Origin of the sequence: Methanosarcina horonobensis HB-1 = JCM 15518, assembly GCF_000970285.1 — an archaeon.
Taxonomy (GTDB): Archaea; Halobacteriota; Methanosarcinia; order Methanosarcinales; family Methanosarcinaceae; genus Methanosarcina; species Methanosarcina horonobensis.
Map to the genome: position 1 here is coordinate 404265 of NZ_CP009516.1, position 14785 is coordinate 419049.

The 14785-nt window shown below is 37.3% G+C and carries 14 protein-coding genes, 1 tRNA gene and 1 pseudogene; 12 read left to right on the plus strand and 4 right to left on the minus strand.

The genetic code is table 11. From position 1 onward, the window contains the following. The first annotated feature begins 62 nt into the window (after positions 1-62). From MSHOH_RS01670 to MSHOH_RS21850, 7 genes are all read left to right on the plus strand, one after another. Entirely contained in the window at positions 63-1295 is a 1233-nt protein-coding gene (locus tag MSHOH_RS01670; protein ID WP_048136854.1) for a COG1470 family protein, read from the plus strand. Between the two features lie 2 nt (positions 1296-1297). Next, positions 1298-2200, plus strand: a complete 903-nt coding sequence (locus tag MSHOH_RS01675) for an ABC transporter ATP-binding protein (RefSeq protein ID WP_052730664.1) — start codon at positions 1298-1300, stop codon at positions 2198-2200. Beyond that, the gene (locus tag MSHOH_RS01680) at positions 2201-3256 is read left to right on the plus strand and encodes an ABC transporter permease (protein WP_048136855.1); all 1056 of its coding nucleotides are present in this window, start codon (positions 2201-2203) and stop codon (positions 3254-3256) included. Positions 3257-3510: 254 nt separating this feature from the next. Beyond that, positions 3511-4152 (plus strand): hypothetical protein, encoded by a 642-nt coding sequence (locus tag MSHOH_RS01690; RefSeq protein ID WP_048136857.1) that lies wholly within the window; start codon positions 3511-3513, stop codon positions 4150-4152. Further along, positions 4145-4852 (plus strand): helix-turn-helix transcriptional regulator, encoded by a 708-nt coding sequence (locus tag MSHOH_RS01695; protein ID WP_048136858.1) that lies wholly within the window; start codon positions 4145-4147, stop codon positions 4850-4852. Before MSHOH_RS01690 ends, MSHOH_RS01695 begins: the two co-directional genes overlap by 8 nt. A 26-nt stretch (positions 4853-4878) precedes the next feature. Continuing rightward, positions 4879-5325, plus strand: coding sequence for a flavodoxin family protein (locus MSHOH_RS21845; protein WP_052730665.1), 447 nt, complete (start codon positions 4879-4881; stop codon positions 5323-5325). Continuing rightward, positions 5300-5581 carry a hypothetical protein gene (locus MSHOH_RS21850; RefSeq protein ID WP_052730666.1) on the plus strand — a complete coding sequence of 94 codons (282 nt, stop codon included), beginning with the start codon at positions 5300-5302 and terminating at the stop codon, positions 5579-5581. Before MSHOH_RS21845 ends, MSHOH_RS21850 begins: the two co-directional genes overlap by 26 nt. 106 nt (positions 5582-5687) lie before the next feature. On the opposite strand, the gene MSHOH_RS01705 is transcribed toward MSHOH_RS21850, so the two are convergent. Then, entirely contained in the window at positions 5688-6986 is a 1299-nt protein-coding gene (locus MSHOH_RS01705) for a right-handed parallel beta-helix repeat-containing protein (RefSeq protein WP_239451157.1), read from the minus strand. Positions 6987-7443: 457 nt separating this feature from the next. Next, positions 7444-7516, minus strand: a tRNA-Gln gene (locus MSHOH_RS01710). A 651-nt stretch (positions 7517-8167) separates the two neighbouring features. Between MSHOH_RS01710 and MSHOH_RS01715 the strand changes: the two genes are divergently transcribed. Beyond that, entirely contained in the window at positions 8168-8527 is a 360-nt protein-coding gene (locus MSHOH_RS01715; protein WP_048136859.1) for a transposase, read from the plus strand. A 48-nt stretch (positions 8528-8575) separates the two neighbouring features. Next, positions 8576-8815, plus strand: a complete 240-nt coding sequence (locus MSHOH_RS25910) for a transposase (RefSeq protein ID WP_082089199.1) — start codon at positions 8576-8578, stop codon at positions 8813-8815. Positions 8816-8848: 33 nt separating this feature from the next. On the opposite strand, the pseudogene MSHOH_RS01720 reads toward MSHOH_RS25910, so the two are convergent. Further along, positions 8849-10028 (minus strand): annotated as a pseudogene (locus MSHOH_RS01720) (IS256 family transposase). Between the two features lie 78 nt (positions 10029-10106). Here MSHOH_RS01720 and MSHOH_RS22470 point away from each other — a divergent pair. Further along, positions 10107-10247: a hypothetical protein gene (locus MSHOH_RS22470; protein ID WP_239451159.1), complete on the plus strand. Its 141-nt coding sequence runs from the start codon at positions 10107-10109 to the stop codon at positions 10245-10247. Between the two features lie 1056 nt (positions 10248-11303). Here MSHOH_RS22470 and MSHOH_RS01730 read toward each other — a convergent pair. After that, a complete protein-coding gene (locus MSHOH_RS01730) occupies positions 11304-11543 on the minus strand; it encodes a type II toxin-antitoxin system HicB family antitoxin (RefSeq protein ID WP_048136861.1) in 240 nt (79 codons plus the stop codon). 294 nt (positions 11544-11837) lie between these two features. Between MSHOH_RS01730 and MSHOH_RS01735 the strand changes: the two genes are divergently transcribed. Both MSHOH_RS01735 and MSHOH_RS01740 read left to right on the plus strand, forming a co-directional pair. After that, positions 11838-12950, plus strand: a complete 1113-nt coding sequence (locus tag MSHOH_RS01735) for a uroporphyrinogen decarboxylase family protein (RefSeq protein WP_082089201.1) — start codon at positions 11838-11840, stop codon at positions 12948-12950. Positions 12951-13404: 454 nt separating this feature from the next. Continuing rightward, a complete protein-coding gene (locus MSHOH_RS01740) occupies positions 13405-14238 on the plus strand; it encodes a hypothetical protein (RefSeq protein WP_048136862.1) in 834 nt (277 codons plus the stop codon). The last annotated feature ends 547 nt before the right edge of the window (positions 14239-14785 follow it).

Below are 14785 nucleotides of genomic sequence, written 5' to 3' on the forward strand. Positions count from 1 at the left end.
TTAAATCAAAATACTGTTTCAACCTAGGGATTGCTGAACTTCAATGGATCTGGAGTTATAACATGAGTAGTAAAATTTTGAAAGTACAAAATAAAATAATTGACAAAGTAACTGCATTGTTATCTTTACTTTTATTTCTGTTTGTACTTATTACGTTTATTTGTCCAGCTACTGCTGCCGAATCTATTGAAATTATAAACATTAATGAATTTAATACGGGTGAATTTAATGGCAATAAATGGCTTGAAGAGAACATTAACTTATCCGCAAATGAAAAAATAGAACTGGGAAATTATGTTATAAGTTATTACCGTAATTTCCAGGAAAACGGAACCAGTTTTGTTGAGCTGGTTACGTTTGATAAAAAAGTCGGTTTTAAGGGTTCTGAAAAATTTTACCAACTAAGGTCCTTTAGCGGGTCTAAGGAAATTAGAGAACTTGAAGACAAGATCATTTTTTTAAATTCGTCAATTGCCCTCAATGCCGATGATGCAGGACTTGGCAAACTCAAATTGAAAGTCTGGTCAAAAAAAGATCTTTTTTCAGAAATCAACATGTCAACAACTGCTCCTGAATTTCTACTCACATATCAGGACGAGATTATCAATATCCCTCTAAAAATCAGCAACGATGGCTGTATAGACGAGTTAATTTGCCTGGATGCAGGTGAATCGGAGTTTTATACACATAAGTTTACTTATGGAGATTACAGGATTAATAAAATAAAATTGAGTCCGAAAGAAACAAAAGATGTTAATATTGAGCTGAAAATCGATAACGATTGCACTCCGGGAGAACATAATTTTTCTGTAAATGCTTCCGGAAGGTCATCAGCTGTTCTAACTTTTCCTTTCATTGTAGAAGAGAATTCCAGCAAATCTATTGAAAAAATTGCTATTCAGTTGTCAAAGCTCTATGTTTCAGGCAAGAGCGGATCCGAGATTGTGGTACCTGTAAGGATCTTCAATTCCGGTGATGTAGACCTGAAAGATATTGGACTTGATATCAAATCGCCAATGGAGAACTGGGAAATCGATGTTTCAGAGAAAAAAATTGATCTCATAAAGTCAAAAGAATATGAAACTGTAGATTTGACAATTCGTATACCCTCTGAAACCGAAAACGGGGATTATTTTGTGGACATAAAAGGAGTGGCTGATAATGTAAAGACTGAAGAAACGAAGTTAAGAGTTAATGTAAACTCGCGATCAAACTCAGCCTGGATTGGAATACTAATTATTGTTTTAGTAGTCTCAGGCTTGTTTTTTGTGTTCAAAAAGTACGGGAGGAGATAAACATGGAGAAAGTTCTTGAAATTAAAAATCTCACCAAGAGATATGGGGACTTGACGGCGGTGGACAACGTATCACTTGATATTTACGAAGGTGACTTGATCGGGCTTTTAGGCCATAACGGGGCAGGTAAAACAACACTTCTTGTAATGCTTGCAGGATTAACGATGCAGACTTCCGGAAGTATAAAAGTTTGTGGTAAGAGTATTGAAAAAAACATGATGGAATTAAAAAAGAATATAAGTTTTCTTCCGGACAACACTCTTTATTATGAAAATTTAACCGCAAAACAAAACCTCGAATACTTCTCTGAGCTTGCAGATGCTGATAAATCCAGAATCCCCGAACTTCTTGAAATTGTCGGTATGAGCAGGTGGGCAGATAAAAAGGTTGGTGAATTCTCGAAAGGAATGATACAGAGAATCGGTTTTGCACAAGCTCTTGTTAAAGATCCGAAGGTAATCTTTCTTGATGAGCCTACATCAGGGCTTGATCCCAAAGCTCGAATAGAGATGAATATGCTTTTAAAAAGTTTAAACGAGAGAGGAGTTGCGATAGTAGTCTCTTCTCATGTTTTGTCCGAGATTAAAGAAATCTGCTCGAAAATTGCTATTATGAAGCAGGGAAAATTAGCAACATATGACACACTCGAGAACCTTTGTAAGCATGAAAAAAGTAATTGTATACTCCTAGAGACTAAAAACATTGAAAAAACGGCATCAATTCTCAAATCCATAAAAGATATCTCATTTTTTCAAAGGGGTACTGTGTTTAAAATCACCTCCGATACAGACATCAGGGAATCTCTTGATTCCTTGCTGAATGAAAATAATGTTCATGTTCTGACTCTTGAGTACGAGAAGGAAGATATGTATGATATTTTTGAGGAATATTACCAGGTGGCTTAAATGGTAAATAATAAAATCGCTGTAATCGCAAAAAAGGAGTTTTTTGATAGTTTAAAGAGTAAAACATTCCTGATTATATTTGGAATATTCTTAGTGCTGATGCTGGTATCTTCTATAACGGGTATCAATAATTATGACAAGCAACTTGACCAGTATCAAAAACTCCAGGCTGACACTCAGGGTATCGAAGAAAACGATGTCTTCAGTTATTTTCCCGAGCCTAAACTAACAGCAGTGATATTTCGGGAAATGGTATCAAATATAGGGATAATAGGGGCAATAATGGCGATAATCCTCGGATATAATGCAGTTTCAGGAGAAAAAGAAAGAGGCAACTTGAAATTACTTTTGTCCTATCCCCTGTACCGGGAAGATGTTATTAACGGTAAATTCCTTGGGAAAATCGGGGTATTAATATTAACACTTGCCATCACATCCATACTTTCAATCGCTTGTGCGCTGGTTATGGGGGTGAACTTAACAGGATCTGACCTTATTTCTATTACGCTGTTTATGGTAATATCAACACTGTATCTCATTACTTTTTTAGGAATAAGCATATTCTTCTCAACTGTTTCTAAAAATGGGACCAGCTCTATACTTTACTCATTCATGTTCTGGGTAGTAAGTACAATGATAATAACTTCCTTTTCAGCCGTGGTTTCAGATGCAATGGTTCCAATAGATGATACGGTATTTTACGGTGGAAAAGTTACTTCTACTGATTCTTTTTCGATTACCTTTAGCAATACCGATGGAGAAAATGTAAGTGAAGATGGAGGAGAAAGCTCATTTAATAAATATCAAAAAAAATGGAAGATTCAAAACACGATAGAATCTTTCCTATCCCCAACTCAAAATTATGAGCAGATTTCCGGTGCTGTTTTAGGAGATGATTTTGTAAATATAATGGTGACCGATTCTTCGATTCAGAGTGAAACCGATATGTTGGAAGTTCTATCGGGCAAGATAAGCAATATTATCTCTATGCTTGTATGGGCGATAATTTCGCTTATAGCAACATATCTGGTTTTCATGAGACAGGATATCAGATGAGTTAAATATAAAGATGAAAAGTACTGCAAAGATGAAAAATACTGCAAAAATGAACGGTACTGCAGGTTCTGAGGCTATTCAAACTTTGCAGATCCTTTATATTTTTGAAAGAGCGGTTAATAACGAAATATATACAGTATTCTTACATATTTTAATCATATCTATATTCTTTTTAATTATTGTATATAAACATATGAAAATTAATCTTGCTTGCCAACTGTTACGATATTTAATATCTGAGAGATGATTTTGTTATGAAAGCATATAAAGCTAGTGCGGTAGTCTTTTTGCTGGCAATATGTATAATTGCTATTGCACTTGGTTATGCAGGTAGTAAAAGCATTCCTGAGGAAAACAGCACATTTGTTGCGATAGAAGCAAATTCTGCCGGAATGATTATTCCACAGTATCTTATCACCAGTGAAGTGAAAAATGTATTGTCGGAAATTAAAAATAAATATCCTGACAATGTTTTATTAGATGACAATGAGGTAACATTGATAGGTTCCGAAACTGTAGATTCCTTTAAAAATTCCCTAAATGAAAACAACATCTATTTTGATTGGACTGCTGTATATTCATTCTATCAGCTGGAATCCCCGCTTGTTACGGCTGGTCCCTACATAGTATATTCAACATCATGTTTAGCATCATATAATTCGGTAACTATTTCGTATGATGAACTGGAAAAGATACTAAACGGTGACAATGAAACAGTTTCATATTACAGAGAACTTTTGAATAACAGTGACCGCGAAAATAACAGCGAAAGCCGCATTCGTGTAGAAGGCGAGTATGCTCCTGTGGTCTCTGTAGTCGTACTGGATAAAGATAACTCCTCTCTCCAAGCCAGCGGATTTATAACTATCAGTTCATCGGGGAATTACAGTGAATAAGAAAGAACTTGTGTATGCAATAATTCTTGCAGCTTCATTGTTTTCTCTCTCTTTACTTCTCTTTTCTCAAGGAATCACAAGTCTTTCTGTTTCTTTGAGCGATGAACAGCCTTTTGCCGTTGCTGTCCCAACAATGTTCACAATGAATAAAGTACTCATCATGCTTGTTCTAACTTCTATAGGAACATATAGCCTGACCATGCTTACTGCAAGCATGGAAGTAACTCAAAAAACAACAAATCCGACAGTTACAGAAACAGTAATTGGAAATCAGTTTCCACTTTATCAGGAAGAAGATACAAATAAAGTAGACTATAACAAAGCAGACTATAACAATGTGGCTGGTAACAACGATACTCCTCAAGAAGAAACCGAAACTCCTGAAGAACCGGAACTTGACTTTGAAAAAGCAGTATCATTACCATATAAAGCTGATACATTTTCATTTCATGAAACTGGTCAGTTCTCATTTAATAGAGCCGAACACAAAAGAAAAATTGCATCCGACCTGCTTGAAGGAGATGAAAAAAAATTATATTTAATCGTTTACGAAAAAAAACAGATACTGCAAAGCGAACTTGTACTTGAGTCCGGTCTTTCAAAAGTAAAGGTAAGCAGATTATTACAAAAACTGGAAAACAAATCACTCCTTATAAGAAAACCTTATGGTAATACTAATAAGGTAATGATTATCGAATAAACTTGAACAAAAGTAAAGTTTGAAGATTGTATCTCCAATCATGGGAAGTCCTCGAAAAAGCAATACTTATCGTGCGGCCAAAAAATAGAAGAGTATTGCAAGATCTGGGCAATATTGAATTCGAATATCTGATGCTCAAAGATGCGGATCTGTCTCAATGCCACGGCTGCTTTGTCTGTTTTACGACCGGTGAAAACCACTGCCCGTGTAAAGATGATGCACCTGCGATTGAACAAAAGATGCATTCTGCAGATGGAGTAATCTTTGCAACGCCCGTATATGGTATGAATGTTTCCGCACTCATGAAAACTTTTATCGACCGTTTCTCTTATATTTTTCATCGTCCTCGCTTTTTCGATAAAAAAGCCCTTCTTCTCTCCACTACCGGCGTTCCGGGCCTTAAAGAAGTCCTGGATTATCTGAAACTGGTAGCCGGAGTATGGGGATTTGAAATATCTTCACGTTCGGTATAGTAACTCCTCCTGGGCCAATATCCGGGAAAAAGAGCAGGAAAATAATCAGAAGCTTGAGAAAGCTGCAAATGTATTTTATAATTCCCTTTTGAAAGAACGCCGCTCTCCGGGGCTTAAAGATATATTTATTTTCCGTGCCCAGAAGGCAAGTTTTGGTGAACCTGGCCAGAGTTTTCCTGCTGATTATGTATGCATACTGGAAAGAAAAAGGCTGGCTCAATCCGGAAATAAAATATTACGTGGACGTACCGGTTAATCCTGTAATATAGTATAAAAATGAGGAATGTTCTGGATTTCAAGTAAAGGAACTTCCGGGCTTTTTGCTTATTTCACAGGAATCAACTTTATTAAAATCAACCTTTTCAAGATGATTGCGTTCCTGCAAGCAATGCTTCACTCCAAAGGAATTCTTTTCTCATAGGTTCATTCTGACTTACCTGTTCAATATATCCGTTATCAACATTAACATCGGATGTGGAATTTGCATATAAATAATTTCCACCTGTGTTGTTTGAAAGACAGTTGTTTTCCAGGATAAACGAATGGGTATTGTTCAACTTATTAAATATAGCATATCCTTTTCCGGCTGCATGGCTGGGCTGCGTATTAATTATTATATTGTTTTTTACAACAGTAGTATACCCTGATTCGGGAGCTGAAAATGCTCTAACTCTTTTATGGGCAATGGCTGCACCATAGCATCTGTCGAATAGATTGTTTTCTATGATAGTGTTCTGGAACCCGTTGAGTACTATGCCTCCTGCCCAATCAGCACCCTGATTGGTGCCGGTTTTGTAAAACCGGTTATTATGGATGTATATATCTTTTGCAGTGTCTTTAGAATATTTGGACCCGTAACCTGTAATCCAGATACCTGCAGCATTGGTTTCATACAGCAGATTATTGAAGATTTCTATATCATCCATAATGACTGATGAGCCATCTTTCTGGATCTGAATTCCTGCTCCTCCTTCTCCCTCGGAGTTAATAGTGTTGTTGTAAAATTTTACTTGGTTTGAGTTGTAAATCCTCAATCCGCTGTTTGTTCTGCATGTTATTCTATTGTTCCAGGCTTCTATGTTTGAAGAATAGATGACATAGAGGGCATCATGGCCTAGCTTATACACTGCATTGTTGTAGAACTGAATGTTTGAACAGCTTGTAACTTTCAGCCCGTCTCCGTGGCTGTCATGCATGTATACATCGTATACCTGTATATTTTCGGAATCAAGGAAATAAATCAGATTATGATATCCCTTTCCTCTCTCTTTTTCTGCATTGCCGTCATGATTCCCATCTATCTCAAAACCCCTTATAATAATATTATGATTTCCATAGCTGTTCATCTGCGTAATCATAGGCTTTTCTACTGGCCAGTCTGCTTCATCTTCAAGTTTGATTACAGCTGTGGAGTCTCCTTCCAGGACTGTGTTACTTCCAATAAGAATGCTGTCTGATATTATGTATGTAGTATTTCCTTCCAGATGAACAGTCTTGAACCGAGGGTTTTCTGCCACGTAAGCAAGGGCTTTGTTTATCTCAATCTGATCATCGATGCCATCGCAGTTGAACTCTCCACTGCCATTGGTAGTTACATAAACAACCTTGCCAGAAGGTTCAGCTGATAGGAAGAGAATTACAATTGCTATTAAAAGAATCAAAGTTAAGCTGGAAATTATTATTTTTTTTCTGTTTTTCCATCTGTCGACTTGCACCTTTTCTTCCATTTTGCATCCCCAAACGTGTTAAACTATAACTTTCATATATTAAAAAAATCTATCTGTTGAAAGTTACAAAATATCTTTTAAAGATGCCAGAATATGCAGCAGGTACTGGACCGGTATTACTGACCGGTAATAAAGTAAGTTCAGGGATTTAGCGCTTAAGGAAAAACTTGTGACATGGCCTGCAGTTCATGGTGGATTTGCTCGCAATAGCATCAAAGTAAATTAACCCTCACAAAGCATCACAGGATGTAAACTGCTTAATGCTGCCATCTCGTGCCGTGGATCAAAATAGAACTCGATATTTACTGCCGAATAAAAAGTGTTTATTTCTGCTTATTGCAAACATTTTAACTAACTAGTTTATGAAAATAGATTTACAAAGTAATAATGATAGTCCTGAGCGGATTCGAACCGCTGTCCCGGGCTCCAAAGGCCCGAAGGATTGACCACTACCCTACAGGACTGCACATGAAAGCTTTTACTAATAGCTTAATTCATGTACTTAATTTTTGTGCCATCTAGGAACTTTTTTGTGAGATTTTCAGGTCAGACACTAGATTTTACAAAAGTCGTGTACTGGCTTTAAAACTTTTCACATGGCAATACTTTTTGTTTCAAAACAATTTTTTGTATAATTAATTTAAAGTAATTTTACATTATTGGTATATTCTGGAGTTGGAAGAGATAGGTATGACTGAATAGCGAAGTATTAGCGGATTGTGAAAGAATTGCCCGGAGTTACCTGTTCCTGCTCTGGTAGCATGTTTGATGGGAACATATTTTCAGAGCTACTGTGTTGGGGGATGCAGTAAAGGATGAAGGTGGCACCGGGCTTCTTCTTGCATCAGGCATTTTTTATTTCTATCGTTTTTTTATCTGTAATTAATTTTTGATTAATATCGCCCCGTTTTCTCTATATCCATTTTTCTCTATATTTTTAGTACTCTTTTCTCTTCTATTGTTTTCCAATTTAAAACTAAAAGAGATGCATAACTTATGTTAGCCTCGAAATTTTTAGCGTAACAATATAATTTGCTATAGAACAATTTTTGGCATAATTAATTTAAGAGCCTATCCCAAAAGTAATATTATGCTGAAATTATAAATATAGTTATATGTCATTCCATGAAATCGATGACGTTCTATGGGAATCAATAGAGCCTTATCTTCCTCCTCAGAAACCACATACAGGAAGACCACGTGCAAATATGAGGAAGTTAATGAATGGTATTTTGTACGTTGTTATGACAGGTTGTACATGGAAAGATGTTCCTCGCCGCTATGGTTCTAAATCAACCGTTCATAGATTCCACCTCTACCTCTGTGAACATGGAATTTATCAGGAAATCTTTAATGAACTTTTAAACAAAGGTTATGATTTGAAGAAAATAGATCTCTCTCATTGTTTTACTGATACAAAGGATATTCCGACTAAAAAAGGGGGAATATCGGCTACGACGGTCATAAAAAAGTAAAAGGAATGAAATTAAGCGTTTTAGTAGACTTACAGGGTCTACCTCTCTATAATTGTTGTTCCCGCAAATGAGAATGATTCAACACTTTATATACCTACACTTAAAAATTTCAAGATAAAAAGACCTGTAGGAAGGCCTGTTAACAGGCCTTCAAAAGTAACAGCTGATGGAATGTATGATACAGCTAAAATTAGAAAATATAACAGAAAAAGAGGAATAAAGTCCAATATACCAGTAAATAAAAGAAATAGGAAGAAAAAGAAGGGCAGTGTGCCTGAATTTCTGTAAAATTCTCTATACCTTTTTCCTCTTCTTTTTTGATTACTGTTCCATTATTAAATACTTATTTCCTGTAATCCACTCTTCATTAATATCAATCAGTATTGAGACTCGGAGTCTCAGTACTGATTCCTGACTCGGGAATGCCCCTACTACCTTAGTTCTTCTTTTTATCTCCTTGTTAGTTCTCTCCATGATATTTGTTGTCCTTATTCTTCTCCAATGATTTTCCGGGAACTGCATATAATTCATTACATCATACTGGAAACTTTCAAGTGTATCAGCTGCGCTTTTATATCCCATTTTATCCAGTTCTCTAATCAATTCCTGTAACTTCTGACGGTCTACCAATGCTTCTTTTATTTTATCTGCTACTTCTTTTTGCTTCTTTTTTGGAACCTTTTTTAGGGCTTGTCTTATCAGATGGACATGACACATTTGCCAGCTTGATCCAACAAAGGACTCTCTAACTGCTTTTTGTATTCCTTTATGACCATCAGAAACAATTAACTTGACACCTCTTAACCCTCTTACTTTAAGGTCTTCGAATAGATCTTGCCAGAATAGAGAGTCTTCACTGTCTGCTAATCTTGCTCCAAGAATCTCACGATAACCGTCGTCCCTGACTCCGGCAACTATGAAAAGAGCTTTATTTTCATAGTGAAGTCCATCTCTCACTTTGAGATAAGTCGCATCGATAAACAGATAAGGAATTTCGTGTTCTATTGGCTTTGATAAGAACTCTTCAACCTTTTGATCAAGTTCTTTAGTAATCCTGGAAACAGAAGAGGCTGAGATTCCCTCTACTCCTAAAGCAGTCATGATCTTATCCACCCTTCGGGTGGAAACACCTTGGAGATAAGATTCACTCACGGCAGCTAAAATGGCCTTTTCAACTCTTGAATACTTCTCAAAAACCTCTGTTTCAAAGGGAAACTCACGGAACTGAGGTTTTAATAATTCAAGTTCTCCATACTTGGTCAGGAGAGTACGGGGTTTGTAACCGTTTCTACTAGCTTTGCGAGAATCAGTCCTCTCATGACGTTTTGCACCAGATTGGAGGAGGGCTTCCTCCTCCATTACAAGGTTTAAAAACCAGGTAATTAACTGGCGAATTCCATCTTCCTGATCGAAAAGATAATCTTTTATAAATGAGACGACATTAACCATTGACTCTGCATCCTGTTTTTTTTGTGGTGAAAGGAAAAGGATATAGAGTCAATCATATTTTACAGAACTTTCGGTACACTGCCAAAAGAAGATAGGAAGACCAATAAAGGTAGATCAGAAAGAATACAAAATGAAAAGTATAGTAGAAAGGTTCTTTAGCTGGATAGAGTCATGTAAGAAAGTATTTCCAAGATATGAAATAAAAGAGGAATCATATCTAGGAGTCGTAATGGTAGCAGCAGTAATTAGATTAAATGAAGTTTTGGGATAGGCTCTATTACTATATGTTGTAGGGAAATGAGATGGGGTAAACCAGCATAATCTACCACCAAAAAACCGCTTGGAGACCACTGATATTCTCTTCGAATAAATATGTTTGGGGAAGTGCAGAATTTCGAAGAGGCTGTGTTGGGGGACGCAGTAAAGATATGCAGTGTCTCCGGGCTTTTTCTCACAACTTTTTCTCACAACTCTTTAATGCTCTTTTCGACTGCTTTTTCTTTGATCTATTTCTAAGCAGTTTTTACGGACCCCGGACAACTGGATAGTTTCGAACCATTTTTAAGAGTTGTTTTGCTATTCCAGGCTCGAGGATAAATTCCAAACTTTAAAACTCAGCTAACTTTACTCGCTGTTCTTCTAAATCGTGCATTTTCTTGAGAATTGATGCAGTTAAAAGCACACTTATTGTTAAATTCTTTTCAAGCTCTGAATTGTTTTGTATGAAATAATATTTTTTCAGGAAACAATTTTTGATATAATTAATTTAAAGTAATCAAGAGCCAATTATATATTTGCAACGAGGAGTGAATAGATAGAACGAGTGAGTAATGGGTATAAATGAGTAAGTAAAAGAATTGCCGAAAGCCGCTGATCCTGTTCCGGACCACTATGCTTGGGGGAGCGTAATTCTGGGACAACTGTATCGGGGGCTACAGTCGGAACATAGTGCTTTCGGGCATTTTCTTACTTCGTCTCCGTTTGTTTTGCTTCCAGTTTTTCTTCCTGATTTCACTTTATTTCTCTTCTTTCTCTGCAGATTTTCTATTTTTTACATAAATCTGTAAGCTCTCCTTGAAATTTTCAATGTAAAATTAATTTTTTTTTAAATACAAAATTTAGAGTAATTAATTTAAAATAGTAATGATATAATGTTATACTTGTGGAGTTGGGAAGTGAGTAGGGTATTACAAAAAGAACTGCTTGGGGGCCATTGATCCTGCTCTGGACCACTATGCTTGGGGGAGCGTATCTTCAGGGCTGCTGTGTTGGGGGACACAGTATAAAGGATAATAGTGCCTCTGAGCTTCTTCTTACACCATATTTTTTATAGTGTCTTTTTCTCTTCAGAGCATTTTCCTCTTACTTTAAATGTTGTCAGAAACGGGCGTTTGATCGGAAGGGTAATGCCTTCTTTTTCGATATGAAACTCAACTGCTTCTTTCAGGTTTGAAACTGCTTCTTCAATCGTTTTTCCCTGGCTCGATATGTCCAGTTCCAGGCATGAGGATACATACCACTCGTTCTCCTTTTTCACCACTGCAGAAAACGTAAACATTTCTGTCATATTTTGTAATACTTCGGGTCTGTGTTAAAGATTTCGCAGCTATTATTCTCTTTTCCTGGACATGTGAAAGTCTAACTGGCACTTCCGAGAATTACTAAAAATAAAAATTTCGATTATTCTTTTTCGAGTTTCTATCCTTTTATGTTCCTGCAGGTTTGAATCCCATATTGTTAGACGCCGGATACGATTGAATCCGATAAAGGAGATCCTCTTTCAGTTAGAACTTCTGAGGCTTGTATTTATAAAAGTACTTTTATAGTGATATCTGGAAGCTTAAAAAAGGAGATCTTATTTGTGGAAACAAAAATGACATCAAGGGAACGTTTTATTGGCGCACTCGAAAGAAAAGATGTTGACAGGACCCCTTACGGCTACCTCTGGTTCGGAGCAGGGAACGCGGTACTGGAGCGAATGGGAGCAAGCCTTAAAGCTGTATACTGCTCTGCAGAAGGAATTGCAAGAGCGCAAATCCTTGCAAAGGAGATGTATCACCACGATAACGTGATGTCCCCCTGGGGGTGCCTTCTGGTGGAAGCCGAGGCGCTCGGGACGAAGGTAAATATAAAGGAAAATGCTTATCCCGTGGTTGCGAAATATGCCCTCAAATCCGCAACCGAGCATGAACTGATAAACCCAGATAACATCGACAGTTCCGAGCGAGTAAAGACTATTGCCGGATCGATTGAAATCCTGAAAAAGGAAATCGGGAATGAAGCCTTTATCACAGGAGCAGCAATGTCTCCCCTTATGCTTGCATCTCAGGTCATGGGAGGGAGCAGGCTCTGCATTGACATGCTGAAGGACAGGGATAATTTCCATGCCCTGCTGAAAAAACTCACGGAAAGTTGCATCCTGTTTGCTGACTCCCTGCTCGAATCGGGTGCAGATGGTATTTTTATTGAAAACGGGGAAAACACCGGCGACCTTTTCAGCCCGCAGATGGCTGAGGAATTTATGCTGCCATATACAAAGAGACTTTACGATCATATCAAAGCCGAAGGAGGATACGTAATCTCCCATAACTGTGCACCCCATGCCTTTTATGACCTGGAAATGAGACTTGAACCTCATGCCCTTAACTTTGCCTTCGGGGACGTCAGGCTGCTTGGGAAAAATTATGGGGTTGAATGTAAAAAACTTCATAATCACAACAATATCGGGTGTGGTCCGAGGCACTGCTTCAAGGAGTTTAAGGAATTCTCCAATGCCGGCATCTGCCTCATGGGAAACATTATTCCGGATTCCCCTCCCACCGGTTCCAGGATTGAGATCGGGCATGAAGTAAAAAGCTGTCTCTCCGCAGCCCCGGAAAAGGGTTTTATCCTGTCAACGGGCTGCGAGATCCCTCTGAATACGCCACTTGAAAAGATGGAAATGCTCTGGGATGAGATAAAAACAGGGATTTAAGGCTTTCCCTCATGGCTTTTAATTTTAAAATTTTTTCTCCAAAACGAGTCATAACGTTACAAAATATCCGATTATCTGATAAAGTCCGGTTACTCCATAAAAGTTCCCAGTTTACTAATATATAATTTAGTAATTTCTAATTTTCATATATATATTTCGAAAATTCCTGGGATAACTCTTTTTCCAGAGTTTTTTTTGAGATCTTTTTTCAAGTCTTAATTCTGAGAAAGTATGTATGGAAAAAAACAGACTTGTATATTTTTAAGATGACATTAGATACAAAATAGAATTACGTAGTTGCATTTTTTTCCCAACGTTGCATATCATTAGATGCCCATCTATGTACGAAATATTAAAATATAGTTTACCTTCTTTTTAAAACTGTGATTTAAACCCCGAGTAGATTTGAACCGATTCCGTTCTTGAAAATCTGCTCCCAACCCGAGGAATTTTCATGGAGAAGTTAAGAACAAAAACCCTAATAAAACTTTTAAGTGTTTTCTTCATTTTGCTGTTGACCGCCTCAGCAGCTTCCGCTGCCTGTTCGTACCAGCGTGGAAAACACTACTATAATAATAATTATGAATGGAATAATTCCCAGTATTCAGACTGCAGACAATACTCAGACTGGGACTACAAAACCTGTAATTCCAGAGAAAACACCGAATGTAGAACTTGTAACCAGTGTCCGGACTGGAACTGTGTAACTTGTAATTCCGGAGAAAATACCTGTCCCGGAACCACTGATCCTGGAATCCCTGATCCCGAGCCCACTGATCCCGGAACCACTGATCCTGGGAGTTCTGTCCCCCCTGTCACTCCAACAAATGCAACCGGCACAACTACTGTGAAACTATGTAGTAATAATGTCTGTACAGTTGGAGGAAATGGGCAAGTCCTGACCCTTACAAACTATAACAACGCGGTAAACCCTACCTATGACCAGCTCCTGGCTTTCCTGGAAGCTGACAAGACCGACGAACGACCTTATACTTCAACATATGTCTGCAGTGACTTTGCAAAAGCCCTCCACGATAATGCAGAAGCTGCCGGTATAAAAGCCGGTTGGGTGGGTGCAATCGGAGCTAATCACGCGTTCAATGTGTTTGAAACAACTGATAAGGGAACTGTGTATATAGACTGTACGGGTGTTCCTGGAGGAGCAACACTTCAGGATAAGCAACTGAATGTGGTAATTGGTCAGCCTTTGAGCGGAAAGTACCTGTTCAGACAGGGAACGCTTAATGGTATGGAAGGAACTGTTACAAGTTTACTGGTTTACTGGTAAACTTTCCTTCCTTTTTCTTGTTTCGTATCAGATTAATATGAGAAATTGTGAAATTCAACCTTTTAAAAGAGAAGTAAAAATTGTTAAATAATCTTCTTCTAGTTATAATTCTAATTTTCTTGTTCATGACTAAATTTCCATCATATGTTATCGATTAAGCATTAAATTATTTCTCTTGTAGACGTTTTTATAATTGAATATTCTTGGCATGAAGAAAAATAGAGTATTTTGTTCAGGAATTAAATAGAATACGGATACTGTTATTGTTTACTTTAGACTAAGTGCCTGGCAAAATGCAAAGATTTCATAGGAAAGTCTGTCAATGAATGCGTTGAAGGTTCTAGTAAGGTATAAAGGGAAGGATATAGACGGATATTTTCCCAGACTCCAGGTACTGCAAAATAGAGTTATATAGCTGCACTTTTCTGACATTGACTATCGTCCAATATATATTTTATATGTGAAAAATTCAAATACAGCTGGCTTCCTCTTCAAATTTGAGATCTAAATTCTGAGTATGGTCTGAAATTAAGCCTGCTCTTAAGAA

What these genes read in the sequence shown, in the direction of transcription:
- MSHOH_RS01690 (WP_048136857.1), top strand. Translation starts at nt 3,511, where the DNA reads ATGAAAGCATATAAAGCTAGTGCGGTAGTCTTTTTGCTGGCAATATGT.
- MSHOH_RS01675 (WP_052730664.1), top strand. Translation starts at nt 1,298, where the DNA reads ATGGAGAAAGTTCTTGAAATTAAAAATCTCACCAAGAGATATGGGGAC.
- MSHOH_RS01670 (WP_048136854.1), top strand. Translation starts at nt 63, where the DNA reads ATGAGTAGTAAAATTTTGAAAGTACAAAATAAAATAATTGACAAAGTA.
- MSHOH_RS01740 (WP_048136862.1), top strand. Translation starts at nt 13,405, where the DNA reads ATGGAGAAGTTAAGAACAAAAACCCTAATAAAACTTTTAAGTGTTTTC.
- MSHOH_RS01715 (WP_048136859.1), top strand. Translation starts at nt 8,168, where the DNA reads ATGTCATTCCATGAAATCGATGACGTTCTATGGGAATCAATAGAGCCT.
- MSHOH_RS01730 (WP_048136861.1), bottom strand. Translation starts at nt 11,543, where the DNA reads ATGACAGAAATGTTTACGTTTTCTGCAGTGGTGAAAAAGGAGAACGAG.
- MSHOH_RS01680 (WP_048136855.1), top strand. Translation starts at nt 2,201, where the DNA reads ATGGTAAATAATAAAATCGCTGTAATCGCAAAAAAGGAGTTTTTTGAT.
- MSHOH_RS22470 (WP_239451159.1), top strand. Translation starts at nt 10,107, where the DNA reads ATGAAAAGTATAGTAGAAAGGTTCTTTAGCTGGATAGAGTCATGTAAG.